Genomic DNA, 18,836 nt, shown 5'->3' with positions numbered 1-18,836 from the left:
CCCCCAAGTGACGACAGAACCATCGTCTTTGAGAGCGACAAAGGCACCTTGGTTGGAGAAGACGTTGGTGACACCAGAGGTGAGCTGATCTTGAACAGCTGTGCTGTCACCGCCGAGATCACCCCAGGTCACGACAGAACCGTCATCCAATAGAGCAGCAAAAGCGCTTTGTGTGGAGAAGACCCTGGAGACGTTGGAGTTGAGATCAGCGGTGATGGCACTGCTATCACCACCGGCATTGGGATCACCCCAGGTGATTAGAGAGCCATCGGATTTGACAGCAGCGAAAGCACTTTCTGTGGAGAAGAGCTGGGCGACACCACCGGAGAGCTGAGCCGCGACAGTGCTGCTATCGCCACCACTATTGGCATCACCCCATGTGACGACGGAGCCGTCGTCTTTAAGGACAGCGAAGGCTTTGGAGTTGCGGAACTCATGACGGCTGCGGCCCGGGCTGATGACATCAACAGGCGCACTGTTGATGAGCACATTGCTGGTTTCGGCGGTGGTGGAGCCTGAGTCAAAGACCGGTGCGTCATTGACCGAGAGGACCTGGAAGGAAGCTGAGAGGGAGATGTCATCAGCTGTGGTGCCATCGGAGATGGAGTAGTCGAGTGTGACGGTGCCGTTGAAGTCGGCTTTTGGAGTGAATGTCCAGCCGTCGTCTGCATCACCTGTGAGCTCCCCTTTGCTGTTGTCAGCGTTATCAGCGATAGAGAGGTTGATAACGGAGAGAGTGTCGCCATCGGTATCAGAGACACCAGCGAGGAGCTGATTCGCCGAGAAGTTCAGGCTGGTGTCTTCTTGGATGCTGGGGAGAACCAGAGCAGCGGCATTGGCGACGGGAGAGTCGTTGGTGCCAGTGAGAGTGATGTCAAAGGAATTTGTGGCGAGAGCCCCTTGGCTATCGGTGACGCCGTAGTCGACTTTGATGGTTTGCGTGTCGTCAGCGGCGAGGGATTGATAGGCGTTGTTGGTGGGATCAAAAGTCCAGGAGCCATCGGAGTTGATGGTCAGGCCTGGTATCTCAGCACCAAGGAGTTGATAGGAGAAGGTTTCACCGGCATCCTCGTCAGTGGCCGTGAGTTGCCCTGTGAGCTGTGTGCCGTCTTCTATTGCTTGTTGAGCAGCAGAGAAGGTGGCAACCGGAGAGTCGTTGGTGCCAGTGAGGGTGATGACAAAGGAACCAGTGCCCGTGTCGCCGGAACCATCAGTGACGGTGTAGTCAACGGTGATGGTTTGTGTTTCGTCTTTGACGAGAGCGTTGTAGGGGTCGAGAGAAGGATCAAAGGACCAGGAGCCATCGGAATTGATAGAGAGTCCTTGAACGACGAAGTTGTTAATTCCCTCGGCATCGAGAACGAGATTCTCGTCGGCATCTTTGAGGACGGCGCTATCTAGTGAGTAAGTGAGGCTTTCGTTGACATCAACGTCGGTTGCTGTGAGTTGACCGATGAGCTTAACGCTGCCTTCTGAAGTTGCCTGCGCAGTGGCGTAAGTGGCGATTGGAGCGTCATTAACGGCCGTGATGTTGACGTTACGGGAGGCCATGGTGTTGCCACCATTGCTGTCAGTGACAACGAAGTCGAGCGTGTCCGTGCCGTTGTAGTTGGAGTCCGGGGTGTAGGTGTAAGTGGAAGAAGCTTCGTCGTAGGAGAGATCACCCCAGGAGGCTGTGATGCCAGCGATGGATAGGGTGTCGCCATCGGCATCAGAGAAGCCGGTTAGGAGATCACTCTTAGTGAATGTGAGGTCGGTGTCTTCTTTGGTTGTGAAGGCGGCAGGGGCTGTGGTTGGAGCAACCGGCGCGTCATTGACTGAGAGAACTTCGAAGGAAGCCGAGAGCGAGATGTCATCAGCTGTGGTGCCATCGGAAGCGGTGTAAATGAGTTCAACAGTGCCGTTGAAATTGTCATTTGCGGTGAAGGTGTAGCCATTGGTGGCGTCACCAGTAATCACGCCCGGATCAAAGATGGCAGCATCATCAGCGCTGGCGACGATGCCATCAGGGGTGCCTGTGAGAGTGATTTCGACGCTCATGACGTCGTCAGAGACAGGAGCCCCCTGCGCAGCAGGATCCATTACCTCAATTGAGAGAGAGATTGTTTGCTGCTCGCCTTCTTCCAATTGATAGGCGTTGTTGGATGGATCAAAGCTCCAAGAGCCATCGGGCTTGAAGTTGATGCCAGCAGGAGGGGGAGCGATGGCACCTGGCCCATCGATGACGTAAATGTTGCCCTCGGCAATAGGCATGAGTTGGCTGACATTGCCGACGAGGAGCCCTTGGTTGGCAATATTGATGTTTGTGACCGACAGCGTGTCGCCGTCGACATCAGAGACACCAGCGAGGAGCTGATTCGCGGAGAAGTTCAGGCTGGTGTCTTCTTGGATGCTGGGGAGAACCAGAGCAGCGGCACTAGCGACTGGAGCGTCATTAACGGGGGAGATATTGAGGGTCTTGGAAGCTGGAGTGGTGCCGCCATTGCCATCGGTGACGACAAAGTCGATGGAAGCGGAGCCGTTGAAGTTGGTTTGAGGTGTGTAGGTGTAGGTGTCGGTATCAGCGTTGTAGGAGATTTGTCCGTTTGTGGTACTGATCCCTGCAATGGAGAGGGAATCGTTATCAGCGTCAGAGAAGCCGTTTAGTAGCTGTGCTGTTGTGAAGGAGAAGGATTCATCTTCATTGATATCAATGACCTCTGTAATGGCGGTCGTTAGGGTGAAGCTGAAGTCGTCGAATGGGGTTGCAGCACCAACAACATTGCTGAGTTGATCAGCAACACTGCTGCTGTCTCCTCCGAATTGAGGATTACCCCAAGAGCAGATGCTGCCATCCTCTTGTTTGACTGCAGCAAAAGAGCTGCCGTTGGCATAAATGTTGGAAACGCGTAATCCAGGGTTGTAGTCGGAGGAATAGGGATCACCTATGGCACTTGAGCTATCACCGCCACCATTGGCATCACCCCAAGTTATGAAAGTTCCATCGCCTTTGAGTGCTGCAAAAGCAGAATCGGTGGCAACGATACTGGTAACACCATTTAACTGATACTCCCATTCTTCTGGCGGCCTGAATTCATTAATTTCTCCCCATGTGACGACCGTTCCGTTGTCTTTGAGTGCTGCAAAAGCTGTTTTGGTCGCAACAATGTTTGTGACGCCATAGCCCAGCTGCATTTGGGTGTCAGGGCCTGAGTAGTCGAAGCTGCCACCTTTGGGGTAGTCGCCCCAGGCCAACACCTTCCCTTGGTTAGTCAGTGCCGCGAAAGCTGAGCCTGTAGAGAAGATTTTGACAACTTTGTCATTGCCGTAATCCGTTGCCTGTTGATGATCCATGTCGAGAGGCTCACCCCCATAGCCGCCGCCAATTGAGCTGCCCCAAGTGATAATTTCGCCATCGCCTCTTAGTGCGGCAAAGGCAGTATCGGTGGCGTAGATGCTTGTAATGCCAAAGCTAAGTGGGTATTCCGTGTAATCATCGATAGTTGAAAAAGCACCGGCAATCTCGCCGCCCTCCTCATTGTTGCCCCAGGCGACAACAGAGCCGCCTTCTTTGAGTGCGGCAAAGGCTGAATTGGTTGAGACGATATCAACAACACCGCTGGAAAGTACCTCTGTTAGTGGTCGTCCAGTACTGGGCTCGTATGAGCTTTCTGAGATTTCACCACCATTTGCTGGATCCCCCCAAGTGACGACAGAACCATCGTCTTTGAGAGCGACAAAGGCACCTTGGTTGGAGAAGACGTTGGTGACACCAGAGGTGAGCTGATCTTGAACAGCTGTGCTGTCACCGCCGAGATCACCCCAGGTCACGACAGAACCGTCATCCAATAGAGCAGCAAAAGCGCTTTGTGTGGAGAAGACCCTGGAGACGTTGGAGTTGAGATCAGCGGTGATGGCACTGCTATCACCACCGGCATTGGGATCACCCCAGGTGATTAGAGAGCCATCGGATTTGACAGCAGCGAAAGCACTTTCTGTGGAGAAGAGCTGGGCGACACCACCGGAGAGCTGAGCCGCGACAGTGCTGCTATCGCCACCACTATTGGCATCACCCCATGTGACGACGGAGCCGTCGTCTTTAAGGACAGCGAAGGCTTTGGAGTTGCGGAACTCATGACGGCTGCGGCCCGGGCTGATGACATCAACAGGCGCACTGTTGATGAGCACATTGCTGGTTTCGGCGGTGGTGGAGCCTGAGTCAAAGACCGGTGCGTCATTGACCGAGAGGACCTGGAAGGAAGCTGAGAGGGAGATGTCATCAGCTGTGGTGCCATCGGAGATGGAGTAGTCGAGTGTGACGGTGCCGTTGAAGTCGGCTTTTGGAGTGAATGTCCAGCCGTCGTCTGCATCACCTGTGAGCTCCCCTTTGCTGTTGTCAGCGTTATCAGCGATAGAGAGGTTGATAACGGAGAGAGTGTCGCCATCGGTATCAGAGACACCAGCGAGGAGCTGATTCGCCGAGAAGTTCAGGCTGGTGTCTTCTTGGATGCTGGGGAGAACCAGAGCAGCGGCATTGGCGACGGGAGAGTCGTTGGTGCCAGTGAGAGTGATGTCAAAGGAATTTGTGGCGAGAGCCCCTTGGCTATCGGTGACGCCGTAGTCGACTTTGATGGTTTGCGTGTCGTCAGCGGCGAGGGATTGATAGGCGTTGTTGGTGGGATCAAAAGTCCAGGAGCCATCGGAGTTGATGGTCAGGCCTGGTATCTCAGCACCAAGGAGTTGATAGGAGAAGGTTTCACCGGCATCCTCGTCAGTGGCCGTGAGTTGCCCTGTGAGCTGTGTGCCGTCTTCTATTGCTTGTTGAGCAGCAGAGAAGGTGGCAACCGGAGAGTCGTTGGTGCCAGTGAGGGTGATGACAAAGGAACCAGTGCCCGTGTCGCCGGAACCATCAGTGACGGTGTAGTCAACGGTGATGGTTTGTGTTTCGTCTTTGACGAGAGCGTTGTAGGGGTCGAGAGAAGGATCAAAGGACCAGGAGCCATCGGAATTGATAGAGAGTCCTTGAACGACGAAGTTGTTAATTCCCTCGGCATCGAGAACGAGATTCTCGTCGGCATCTTTGAGGACGGCGCTATCTAGTGAGTAAGTGAGGCTTTCGTTGACATCAACGTCGGTTGCTGTGAGTTGACCGATGAGCTTAACGCTGCCTTCTGAAGTTGCCTGCGCAGTGGCGTAAGTGGCGATTGGAGCGTCATTGATATTCACCAGGTTGAAAATCACGTTCCCTGGTGATGTGGCTCCATCTGGATCAGTAATGCCAAAGCTCAGTCTGACGGCACCCGTGAAGTGATTTGCAGGGGTATAGGTCCAGCCTGCTTCTTGATCACCAGTGATCGTTCCAGAGGATGCGACTAGGTTTTCAATGTCAAGGTCTTGAAGACCCGTCTCTATATCTGTGTAACCACGCAGGAGATCAGATTTTCCAAACGTGAAGCTCTCATCTTCGTTTTTCTCTTCTTCGAAAAGCCCAATGTCTGCAGTGATAACGCCTTGGTAGTAAGGCGCGTCGTTAACGGAGAGGACCTGGAACGTGGCGGTTGAGGTGACTTCATCTGTTCCATCAGAGACGGAGTAGGAGATGGAGACAGGGCCGTTGTAATTGGCATCCGGTGTGATGGTCCAACCGCTGCCATCAGGGTTGATGTCGATGGAAGCCTCACCAGCACTGATGGAGAAGGAATCAGCAACGATCGAGAGTGTCGTACCTGCATCAACATCAGTGATGCCAGCTAGGAGCTGGGTTTCTGAGAGGTTGAGTGTGGTGTCTTCTTGGATGCTGGGGAGAACCAGAGCAGCGGCATTGGCGACTGGAGCGTCGTTAGTGCCCGTGAGAGTGATGTCAAAGGAATTTGTGGCGAGAGCCCCTTGGCTATCGGTGACGCCGTAGTTGACGTTGATGGTTTGAGTTTCGTTGGCAGCGAGTGATTGATAGGCGTTGTTGGTGGGATCAAAAGTCCAGGAGCCATCAGAGTTGATGCTCAGGCCTGGGATCTCAGCACCAAGGAGTTGATAGGAGAAGGTTTCATTGGCATCAGCGTCGGTTGCGGTGAGTTGACCTGAGAGCTGAGTGTCGCCTTCTGATGTGTTGAATGGAGCGGGAACTGCGGTTGCATCTGGATGAGGACCAACTTTTGTTGCTACTGGAGTGCCGTCTGAGTCGACGCCAATTAGCAATACAGAATCCTCGAAAAGGGTGAAGTCTTTTGCTTCAAAGCTTAGATCATTAAATTTGATGCTTCTGTCGATATCTCCAGTGGTTAGATCAAGCGCTTCAAGTGATGAGGTCTGATTACTTGACGAAAGGATGAATACATTCTTCTCGCTAACTTTTATGGTTTGGGCGCCTTCACCTGCTTCGATTTCCCAAATTGCTGTTCCGGAGGAATCAAAAGCTTGTAATTTTCCGGATGGCAATAGAACGTAAGCATCTTCATTCGTTGTCTCGACCTTGGCGGAATCCCCGTATTGATCTCCAAGATTCTTTTCCCAAATGAGATTGCCCGTGCTGTCGAATTTTTGGAGGACATTGTAGTTGGGATTTTGTGCCATTCCAACGGCGAAAATGTTTCCAGATGCCGAGGAAATCGCCACGTCGTTGATGTTAAATGTGTAACCAATATTCTGCTGTTCTGAAGTTATATCGGCTTTGTCCCAGATGAGTTCTCCGCTTGAATTGAACTTCCGTAGCGTGCCTACGTAGCTGGATGGTGGAAGTGTTGTTTCGTAGCCAGCGACGATAACTTCTCCAGAATCGTTGACTGCAACACTTGAAGCATGTGAGTTCATGCCTGTGTTGTAATTAAATAGCTCTGAGCTATCGCCATTAGCGTCAATTTTGAAGCCTTTGATTGAGACGTTTGTGTCTACAATTGTTGAGACTCTTACTGCTCCTCCAGAAGGGAGCTCGGCTAGGTCGCCAGTTCGGTGAGTGTATTGATCCAAGTTGGTTGTTGAAGCTGATAATGTGCCTTGCTCGCTGGAAAGTGTTCTGACGAAGCTTTGGTTGTTGCCGCCAGAGAATGGGCCTGAGTAATCAGTAATGAATATGTTTCCTTGACTGTCTACTGCGATGTGATTCGTCGCTTGATTATCGAGTTTGTCTAGATTTGTACTCCAGAGTTCTGTGGCGGAAGGAGTGTTGCCATTGAATGTGGCGACTGGCGCATCGTTGGTGCCAGTGAGGGTGATGACAAAGGAGCCAGTACCTGTCGAGTCAGAGCCATCAGTGACGGTGTAGTCAACGGTGATGGTTTGTTCTTGTCCTTTGGTGAGGGCGTTGTAGGCCTCAACGGAAGGATCGAAGGACCAGGAGCCATCGGAGCTGATGGAGAGACCATCAATGGCGTTGGCGCCAGAGAAGGAGTAGGTCAGCGTTTCGTTGACATCAACGTCGGTTGCTGTGAGTTGACCGATGAGCTCAACGCTGCCTTCTGAAGTTGCCTGTGCTGTGGCGTAAGTGGCGATTGGAGCGTCATTAATGGCCGTGATGTTGACGTCAAGGGAGGCCATGGTGTTGCCACCATTGCTGTCAGTGACAACGAAGTCGAGCGTGTCCGTGCCGTTGTAGTTGGAGTCCGGGGTGTAGGTGTAAGTGGAAGTGGTCTCGTCGTAGGAGAGATCACCCCAGGAGGCTGTGATGCCAGCGATGGATAGGGTGTCGCCATCGGCATCAGAGAAGCCGGTTAGGAGATCACTCTTAGTGAATGTGAGGTCGGTGTCTTCTGCTGTGGTGAAGCTAGGCGCGCTAACTGCATTGGTGAATGCAAGTAATTCGCTGGCTGTGAAGGTGACTGAGGCAGGGGTCTGATATGGGGTGATTGAATTGCCACTTTGGTCAACATCAATTGTTGTGAGGTACTGAAACTCAACAACCGCAACATTCGGTTGTGATTGCTCAGAGTCGATTGAATCATCTGTTGATTGCAGTAGCTCAATCAGGCTTTGCGCCGGTGTAAAGACGATTTTGACAGAACCATCTGATTGCTCTTGCCAGTCAACTGAACCTTTCGATGATTCAATAGAAGTGTCAACGACTGTGATTGGCGCTTCAGTATCTGTATAAATATTGTTCGTTGTATATGAGGGAGGAATCATTGGCGCTGCAATTGCCGTTGTGCCTAAGAAGTCATCGATTGAGAATGTGAACTCTTCAATGGATGTTGGAGCGGCAACCGGCGCGTCATTAACGGAGAGGACTTGGAGCGTTGCGGTTGAGGTGACGGCAACGCCTGCTGTGCCATCGGAGACTTCATAGGAGAAGGAGACTTCGCCGTTGTAGTCACCAACTGGAGTGATGGTCCAACCACCATCGGGGTTGATGCCGATGGAGGCTTGACCTGTGGTGACTGAGAAGGAATCGGCAACGATGGAGAGTGTGGTTGCCGCGTCAACATCGGTGATGCCAGCTAAGAGCTGAGCTTCTGAGATGTTGAGTGTGGTGTCTTCTTGGATGCTGGGGAGCACCAGAGCAGCGGCATTAGCGACGGGTTCATCGTTGGTGCCAGTGAGAGTGATGACAAAGGTGTTTTGAGCGCTGACTACCCCTTCTCCATCGATGGCTCCAGCGATGGCTCCGTTGGAATCAGTGACGCTGAAGTTAACGAAGATGGTTTGAGTCTCACCAGCTGCGAGGGATTGATAGGCGGGGCCGGTTGGATTGAAATTCCATTGACCTGTTTGCTCGTTGAGAATTAAACCTGGGATGGGTGTGCCAAGGAGCTGATAGCGCAGGGTTTCATTGGCATCAGCGTCGGTGGCAACGATTTGACCAGAGAGCTCTGCGCCGTCTTCTGTTGCGTATTGATTGTTAGCGCCATTGAAGTCGACAACCGGGGTGTCGTTGGTTCCGGTGAGTGTGATGACAAAGGAGCCAGTGCCAGTGGCATCGGAACCATCGGTGACGGTGTAGTCAACGGTGATGGTTTGTGTTTCGTCTTTGACCAGAGCGTTGTAGGCCTCAACGGAAGGATCGAAGGACCAAGAGCCATCGGAGCTGATGGAGAGACCATCAATTGGGTTGGCGCCAGAGAACTCGTAGGTCAGCGTTTCGTTGGCATCGACATCGGTTGCTGTGAGTTGACCGATGAGCTCAACGCTGCCTTCTGAGGTTGCTTGAGCCGTTGCGAATGTCGCAATGGGCGCGTCATTGTCAGCGGTGATGGTGACGTCAATGGATCCCATGGTGTTGCCACCATTGCTGTCAGTGACAACGAAGTCGAGAGTGTCGGAGCCGTTGTAGTTGGAGTCCGGTGTGTAGGTGTAAGTGGAAGTGGGTTCGTCGTAGCTGATTTCACCCCAGTACGCCGTAACAGCCTCAATCGACAAGGTGTCGCCATCGGCATCAGAGAAGCCGTTTAGGAGGTCATCTGCGGTGAATGTGAAAGCGGTGTCTTCTTGTGTGGTGAAGGCAGCAGGGGCTGTGGTTGGAGCAACCGGAGCATCGTTAATGGGGCTAACAAAGATTTCAACAACTTCAACAGTTGGAGTTGAAACTCCATCGCTTACCTCAAAGATCAAGCTGGCAATGGCATCCCCGTAATCACCAAACTGGTTGCTGTAGTTTTCAGCTGGCTTAAATTTCAGGCTTCGTAATTCATCGAGGCTGATGGGGGTGCCAATGTGAGTGTTGTTTTCATCTAAAATTGGCCAAAGGTCCTCATAAACCCCGTCGCTATTTTGCTTGTAAAGCATTCCGCTTGGGGCATCAAGGTATCCCTTGGGGAATTCAACAATGGTGTAGCTGAGAGGACGTCTGTCGTTGGTTTCTTGGCCGTTGGCATCAATGATCTTTGGCGCTAAGTAGCGCAGATCACTCAGGCCAAGGCTGGTTGCATCTGCATCCTCTGCAATGACAGCTGTCAGTGCTGATCCACGCACGCGCATTGGTGCATCAAAGGGATTGGCAACGGTGACAGTCAGCGTGTTGCTGATGGAAGCGCCTTCGCTATCTGTTGCTATCAGGTTGAAGAGTTGATAGCCATCTTGGACGTAGTCGGCCCTGAATTGCAGCCCTTGAATCTCTTCAAGGGTGTAGGAGCTTCCGTTATTGAAATCAACAGCGGTTCCATCAGCCAGTTGCAGCTCACCAAGCTGTTGGTTGCCAACTTGTTGATTCAGCTCAAGCCTAAAGCTGAGGGATTGGGTGGTTTCATCTGTTGCTGTCGCTGGACCTGGCTGATAGTTGAGCTCAGCCAGATTCAAGCTTTGCGCGGCTGCATCATTGGAATCGGGTTGTACAAGTCGGATGGACAGTGGTGTGCTGTCTACGCGGACGGGGTCGTCATTGACTGCGGCGAAGTCAATCGAAGCGGTGAAGCTGGCTGCTTCATTTGCGCCATTGAGAACAGCCGCGCCATTGGAGTCTTCAACTTCATAGGCCAGTTCAACTGTGCCGTTGAAGTCTTGATTGGGGTTAAAGCTCCAGCCGGTGGCACTGTCGCCAGTGAGCTCACCGCTGCTTGCGCTGTCGCCGCTCAGGCGCAGGTTCTTCACGAAGAGCGAATCATTGTTGTCAACGTCGCTGACATTGGCCAGCAGTTGCTCAGCAGTGATCGGATAGGCGATGTCTTCAGTGCCGGCAGCTAGATCGAGCGCCGTGGTTGTGGCAACCGGTGCGTCGTTGGTGCCCGTCAGGGTGATGCCAAACGCATTCTGTGAAGTGGCGCCGGCATCGTCAGTCACGCTGTAGCTGACAGTGATCTCTTGGGTTTGATCCTTGGCTAGGGCGTCGTAGGCATCAACTGAAGGATCAAACGACCAGGTGCCATCGGTGTTGATGGTCAGGCCATCAATGGGATCACCGATCAGGCTGTAGCTGAGGGTGTCTCCAATGTCGGGATCACTGGCGGCAAGATCGCCGCTCAGCTGAGTTCCAGCTTCCTCCACTGATTGAGCAGTACTGAAGGTGGCAACCGGAGCATCGTTGGTGCCAGTGAGGTTGATGGTGAATTCACCAGTGGTGGATGCTCCTTGCTCATCACTCACCGTGAAGCCAACCTTGATCACCTCTTGATCACCGGCAGCCATTGCGTTGTAGGCCGTGTGGTGGGTGTCAAAGGTCCACTCACCTGTGCTGGCATTCAGGTTGAATCCGTCGATTGGATCACCAGTGAGGCTGTATGTGAGTGTTGTGCTGTCGACATCGCTGGCGGGGATGGTGCCGCTCAAGGGCAAGCCAGGCTCTTCAGCAGTTGTGATTAATTCGCCTTCACCAGTGAAGAGAACTTGAACCACCTCTCCACTGCCGCTGTTGGTGATGAAGAGCTCAATCGCTTCGCCAGTGGCGCCAGATGCCAGCTGGATGTTGTGGCTGCGTTTGGCACTCGCGATGGTTTGGTCTTCGCCTAAGGCCCAAGGTTCTCCATTGCTGGAGAGCACCCTGAGTCCATCAGCCATGCCAGTTGCAGCTGCTGTGGCACGCCACGCAACCGAGCGCAGATCCTCGCCAATGGTGAGGGAATAATTGCCAATGCTGCTCACCAAGCCAGCTGTTGTGCTGTAAATGGTGACGTTGGTGCCGTTGTTGGTTTGATCAGGGTTGTTGGTATACGCCTTGCCGGTAACGGTGCTGCCAATGATGTCGTTGTTATCAAGATCGATGCCTGTTTCAGCCTCCACCAGGCTGATCTGAGCAGAATTCAGCGTGATTTCTTCTTGTTGTTCACCATCGCCAGAGAACAGGCGTTGGATCACATCACCAGTGGCGTTGCGGCTGAAGAGCTTGAAGCCTGAATTGTTCGAATTGCTGTAATCCGAAACAAGTTTTTGAGCCGTTAACGCCGTTTCCCCAGTTGGCAGATTGAAGGCGCTGCCATTTCCATCATTGAGCAACACACCACGATCCTCAGAGATGGTGTTGCTCGTGTTGCCAGGCTGCTCGAAATCATCACCTGAAGCCAGGTCAGCCAGGTTGGTAAGTGCGATACCTTCAGCGGAAGCAAAGACGCTCAACCGCAAGCCGTTGTTGGGCGGGTTGGGGATGTTGCCAGCATCAAGCCAGTCTTGAAAGACTTGCCAGCCAGCAAGATCAGAACCTTCGTTGATGTAGTCGATTGTGCCATTGGGGTTGTGGCGATTCACACTGTTGATCACGCCATTTTCGTTCGCAGCCATGACGCTGAATTCAACGCCTGGATCCCCAGTTGCATAAGCGAGCTGGTTGCCAAGGGTGATGCCGATCACGCCATCGCCATCCAGGTCGTTGGCAGTGCGGATTTCCTGCGTTTTGACTTCTAAGGCACTGAGTTGTTTCTCTGAAACCTGCTCGCCGGCGTTGTTGAAGCCCAGCTGGGAGATCGTTCCACTGTCATCGGCGATGAAGAGTTCAATCACCGGATCACTGCCTTCAGCGATGAGATATCCAGCTGTGCTTAGAACCTTGGCAGTCAGAATCGATTGACCGCTGCCTAGCTGGAAGCCGTTTCCGTTGTTGGTCAGCAGATTGAAGCCTTGAGATGTGGTTGCAGCGGTGGTAGTTCCGTTGATGTCCCAGGCAATAGCTCGCAGATCGTCACCAACAGTCAGGCTGTAGTCACCGATGGCGGTGACCATGCCAACTTCGGTGTTGTAGACGGTGAAGTTATTCCAGCTATCTGTGGCTGCTGCATTATTGCTGTAAGCCGTTGAAGTAACGGTGCCACCAATGCTGTTGTCGCCATCGAGATCCAAGCCAGTCTCAACTTCAGCCAGTTTGATCTCGCTGGCGCTCAGGGTTGATTGCTCTTGTTGGATACCTTCTTGGTTGAAGACACGTTCAACAATCACGCCATCATTGGAGGTGTGCAGCGTGTATTCGTAGTTGTTGCTGGTGCCATCGATGTCGGCGCTATTGAGTTTCAGAGCAATTTCACCTGCGCTGAGTTGCAGAGGCACGCCGCTGCTGTCTTTGAGGAATACTGCCCGATTCTCATCAACGTTGTTGGTGTAGGCCGTGTCGGTAAAACCAAGGTCACCACCTTCGTTGAGGCTATCTTCCCGAGCTAGAACCAAGCCTTCGCTGGTGGTGAATAGATGCCGGCTGTTGGCAAATGGTGGATTAGGAATATTGCCTTGGCTCAACCACAATTGATAGTCAGCCCACTCAGGCGATGCTGGATCATTTTGAAGAGGTGTAATGCTTCCATCTTCTTCCCAAAGTTCAACGATGCCGGAACTGAGTTGCACATAAGGAATGTCTCGTGTTCCTGTTCGATCCAAGAGTTGTTGTCCAAGGGTGATGCCAACGATTCCATCGCCATCGAGATCGGTGTTGGTGCGAATCTCTTGATCTCTAACTTCGCCATCGCTAAGAACTTTTTGCGAGCTCAGTTCGCCACTGGTGTTGAACACATACTGTGAAATCTCACCGTTTGTGCTGCCAACAAACAGTTCAATGGATTGGCTGCTGCCATTGCCATACGCATTCGTGCCTGTTTGGGTGCTGCGCTTACCTGTGATGATTGATTGATCATTGGGCAATTGGAACGGTTCGCCATTGGCTGACAGCAACCGAATACCTTCGGCCATGGTGGATGAGGCAGCAGCTGTGTTGCGCCAAGCAACAGCACTGAGTTCGGCGCCAATGTTGATGCTGTAGTTGCCAATAGCGCTGACTAAACCAGCTGAGGTGTTGTAGATGGTGAAGTTGCTGGAGATGTTGTTGTTTGGAACATTATTTGAATAAAGCTCTCTTGTAACTGTTCCGCCAATGACATTGTTGCCATCAAGATCAATCCCCGTTTCAACTTCTGCCAGGCTGATCTGAGCTGTGTTGAGTGTTGTTTGCAGCTGTAGTTGGCCGTCAACTGTGAACACCCGTTGGATCACATCCCCGGCATCCATGTGGGTATACAGCTCAAAGCCAATGGTCTGAGACGCATCACTGTCAGTGAGCCGCTTGGCGGCTAGTGCTGTTTCGTCTAGGGGCAGGTTGAAGCTGCTGCCATTGGAGCCAGTGAGTACTACGCCATGGTTTTCATAAGCACTGATTGTGGCAGCTTCATCTTCTGCGAAATCATCACCACTAGCCAGGCTGAAATCATTGACCAACACCATGCCTTGGGCTGAAGCGAAAACACTCCAAAGTTTTGATGTCCGTGGAGGATTTGGCGTATTGCCAGCGTCCAGCCAGGTTTGGAAGTCATCCCATCCAGCGGTTCCTTCTGAGATGGGAGTTAATGAGCCATCACTATTACGGAGTTGAATCATGCCGATTTGGCCGTCATGGGTGATATTGCTAATGCTGTAGATCACATTGGGATCACCCTCGGCATTGAAGAGTTGTTGTCCCAGGGTGACGCCAACAACACCATCACCATCGAGATCCATGCCGGTGCGGATCTCTTGCAGGCGAAGGTCGTTCCCGTTCAGTACGACGCCGTTGCTGACACCTTCGAATGCCTCAATTGGATCGATGACTTCCGCAACAGGCGCATCATTCGTTCCGGTGAGTGTGATGACAAAGGAGTTTTCACCTGTGGCGCCAGAACCATCAGTCACGCTGTAGTTGACCGTGATCTCTTGGCTATCACCGTCAGCTAGAGCGTTGTAGCTGGCATGGGTGGGATCAAACGACCAGGTGCCATCATCATTAATGGAGAGCCCATCAATGGGGTCACCAACCAAGGCAAAGTTGGCGCTGTCTCCTGTGTCGGGGTCGGTTGCTGTGAGGGTTCCGCTCAGTAAGGTTCCGTCGTTTGATTCTGTTGCTGCTTGCGGATCACTAAAGGTGGCAACAGGTGTGTCATTGGTGCCGGTGAGTGTGATGACAAAGGAGTTCTCGTCTGTTGCTCCCGCAGCATCAGTCACTTTGTAGTTGACCGTGATCTCCTGGGTTGCATCAGCTGCCAGAGAGTTGTAGGCCTCAACTGAGGGGTCAAACGACCAATTGCCATCAGTTGCAATGGTGAGTCCATCAATCGGTGCCCCCACCAACTCAAAGCTCAAGGTATCAACGCCGTCGTCAACATCATTGGCTGTGAGTTGGCCCGAAATAGCGATATCGCCTTCTGTGCCGCTTTGCGGCGCAGTGAATGTGCCAACAGGGGCATCATTGACAGAGTTGATCTGGATGTTGAGTGTTTCAGTGATGGAGGCCGCATCCATGGCAACCCGGTAGCCCTCGGTGTCGAACTCAATAGCAGACACCTTGCCTGTGTTGTCTTTGATCAGAACTTCAAAGCCTGTTGTGATATCCAGTCCATTCACTTCTTCAGTGATGGCTTCAGCAAAGAGGATGGATTGACCATCGATCTCGTATCCCGCGCTCGTGCTATCACTGGAGGTGATGGGTTCACCATCGAGGCCTCGTAAGAGCACCACCCCAGGATCAGTGCTGGTTGCTTGGCCAACTGCACCTGTGCTGTTGAGGAAACCAGTTGTTAGATCCGTGGGGGCAATAAGTAAGCCAATGTTGGAGTCATAGAAGCTGCGACTGTCACTGCCAGCTGCGCCAGTTGGGCTTGGTGTTGTCAATCTCGATTTGATGTTGACTTTATATTCCTGCTCGCTCAGATTTGGGAATGCAAAGGTGATATCAAGCCGGTCTTCAATCGAGGCTTGTCTGACTTGATCGTTGTTGAGTTCTTGAATTACCTGATCAACAGTCCCATTTGCATCAAAACTGACACTAAAGATGCTGGCTTGTTCAATGTCAGTTGTTGTGCTGTCGCCACTGGCTAAGTAGAGCCTGTAACCAGTAGTGATTTCATTGCCATCCGCATCCATTCCCGTAAGGCGCTGTGTATGGGCAGCTCGTTTGTCGTTATCTAAGGCGAAGGCGCTGCCATCCGCTGTTTTTAAGAACAGAACAGGTGGCTGATCGGTGAAAGAGTTATCACTAATGGCGCTAAATCCTGCTGTGCCTGTTGTTGGCAGAGCGACCATGTGGGACAGGAATAGGCCCGCCTCGCTGTTGTAGAGAGTGGGTCGGCCGCCATAGGCGGATCCTGGAGTTGTACCTGTAAACAGTCTCTCTGTGACATTGCTGCCAATAACACTGTTGCCGCTGAGGTCACTGCGGGTAACCGCTTCTGCTTCCAGAAGTGCAAAGCCTTCAATTGTCTCTGGTGTCGTGCTTTCAAGGACTCCATCAACTGAGAAGGTGAATTTCTCAACAGTGTTGTCGCTATTTCTGGTATGGAGCTCGTAACCAGCCGTGGACAGCGTCGGCGCAGCTGCACTGGATGGCTTTGTCAGTTGTGTCTTCCTAGTCAGCGATTGGATGATGGTGTTGTCGCCGCCAGGGATAGTGAAAACAGCATCTGCTGATTCGTCTAACAGAAGGGTGAACTTATTTTCTTGATTTATGGTTGCTGTGGTTGGCGGGGAAGTGAACCAACTGGGAGTATCCTCTGATGATGCAACAAGTCCTTGATTTGTTTGGTATAGAGCTCTATTTGTATTGCTTACTGAGTCAGTAGTGAGTTTAGCTTGGTATGTTAATGAAGCGCTTTCGGATAATCCTTTGCGAACAAGATAATTTTTGAGGCTTTCGCCAGTAGAGAGCTCGGCCTTCGCGATTTCAAGTTCAGATAGATTTTCGCTCGTTATCAGCTGGCCATCGTAGTTGAATGAATGCCTGTTGATTTCGCCGTTTTCGGTTGTATATAATCTGTATCCGGTTGTTATTGATTCCCCAGTTGAATTGTTGTTAGTGGTTGTCCATTCTCTCACGTTGTGAATGTGAATAATCGACTCTGTTTCGGCGAGCGAGAAAGAGCTTTCCAGTAGAACAGATTTGCCCTCTGATCCCCAGGTTTTGGATTGTGACTCAAGGTCTGCAATGTGATTGACTGATGTTGGAAGTCCTTGGCCAGGCGCGCTCGATTTGTCGTATTCAACAGTGCTGATTTCAAACATGAATTCGCCTGTTGGATTTGAGGGAATGCCGGGATTGTCAACTGAGAAGATGCTTTCCTGAGGATTAGTCGGAGATGGCTTGAAGTGCAAATACAGTGTTTCATCTGCAGCCTTTGCCGACAGTCCTGGCACTGTTAACTGCAGGACGGCTCCAAAAGGTTGGTTTGATCCAACGGCTTCAATTACTGGAAGTTTCCCGCCTTTGTTGCTAACAACTTCAAATATTTGGGTTGCATTAGGTATTGGGCCGCCAGGAAAGTCATCAGAGAGAACAACTGGCGATCCTGCATTGAAATATCCCATGAAGTTGAGCTCAATAGTCTCAGTTGCGCCGGGATTGGCATAGGCTACCGGTGGGAAAGGACCAGGATCCTGCCTCGATATTCCTGTTAGTGCGCCGGCAATGTAATTAGTAGGATTGTTGTTGTCAATGCTCTGATTTGTTGTCAGTAGGATTCCATTATCCGTATTGAAGGCATTGATGGCGTTTGTATTGTTCTGGAGCAGGAAACTTGGATCTTGTTGAATCGTTCCTGTCGCTTTTGCAATGATGTAGCCATCACCATCAATATCCATCCTTGTCTCGCGCGAGAGTTCTTGAATCTCTGCACTGCTAATAATAGACTGATTGGTTAGAGTTCCATCTTTGGCAAAGGAGACTTTGCTGACTTCGCTGTTGTTGTTGTCACGCAGAATCAGCTCAAACCCTTCTGTAGTGGCGATTGTGTTCGTTAGATCCCCATTCGCGTTGACTGATAGCGCTCCAACTACGGCCTGATCACTGCTAACCGAGAACAAGCTCCCATTGGCTGTTGTAAGCAATGGATAGCTCAGTGCACCGTTTGGTGCTGTTGCGAGGTCAGAGCCAACAACCAGGCTCCCTACATCGGCAAGTAAGAACTCATTGTTCTCTGTTTGATAGAGGTGAAGCGGGAAGCTGCCAGCTATCGCCCCCGCATTATTCGTTAGTTTCTGGCTAATGACAATACCTGTTGTATTGCTGCCATTGAAATCTTGGCGGGTGGTGATTTTGGCTTGGATTAAATCGTTGCCCGCTACGGTTGTTGGCTCGCCAGTTAAATGTCCTTCTTCTGTGAACGAATAGAGTTTGACGCTATTAGCACTACCAGCAGGAATTCCTGGTTCTGTTGTGTAGATAGAGAATCCGATGATGTCATTAGCTGCAGCCCCAGATAAACCACCTGCTCCCGTGGTGCTGTTGATTCGTGCGACTGCAAATGTCTCGTCATCGGGTATGGAGAAGCCACCCGTTCCATCAGCATTCAGCAGCAGTTTGTGATAACCACTGTTGAGTGCAGTTGGGCTGTTGGTTGAAAGCCCTGAGTTGTCAGATAGCAGTAAACCTGCTGCCGTCTCATAGGCATGTGGCTGGCTTGCATGTGTTGCACCTGCCGTTGTTGCCCCAAGCTTTCTGGTTACCTCTAGACCAATGGTCCCATTACCTGAGAGGTCGCTCCTTAAAGCTATTTCCCGCTGGATTAGCGCAATGGATGGCAGATCTTCAGTAGCTGCGCCCTCGCTGATGTTTCCATCTCCATCAACGGAGCCGGAGTCGGTAACGGTGAAGGAGAAAGAGGTGTTGCCATTGGCATCAGCAGCTGGCTTGAACTGCAGTCCTTGCAGTTCGGTTGCGGTGATGTCTTGTCCGGCGCTGACGGTGGTGGTGCCATCAGCGAGGAGCAAGGTGCCAAGGGCGGCATCTGGAGTTGAGGTGATGGTGTAAGTGAGGGTTTGGCTGCTTTCATCGCTGCCGCCGCCAGGTCCATAGGTGACGTCAGTCAGGCCGAGAGAAGTGGTGCTGGCGTCCTCATCGATGGTGAAGGTGACGCTGAAATCAAAGCCAGAGTCATCCGTACGCGCCGGCTTGTCGTTGACCGGGAGGATGTTGAAGGAATAGGAGCCGGTGCTGAAGGTGCCCGGAGAGCCGTCAGTGACGCTGTAGGTGAGTTGAACTTCCCCAGCGAAGTTGGTATCTGGTG

The 18,836-nt window shown here is 51.9% G+C and carries 1 protein-coding gene (cut by both window edges); it reads right to left on the bottom strand.

This entire window lies inside a single protein-coding gene on the bottom strand: locus SIB46_RS04440, encoding a cadherin-like domain-containing protein. The 64,098-nt coding sequence extends 28,014 nt beyond the window's left edge and 17,248 nt beyond its right edge, so the window shows coding positions 17,249-36,084 — codons 5,750 (partial) to 12,028 (complete); reading right to left, the first codon wholly in view occupies nt 18,832-18,834. Both the start codon and the stop codon lie outside the window.

It is taken from the genome of Synechococcus sp. MIT S9452 (assembly GCF_047304245.1).
In the GTDB taxonomy this organism is placed as follows: domain Bacteria; phylum Cyanobacteriota; class Cyanobacteriia; order PCC-6307; family Cyanobiaceae; genus RCC307.
The sequence above is the reverse complement of the archived record's forward strand: the minus strand, read 5'-3'. Positions and strand labels throughout refer to the sequence as shown.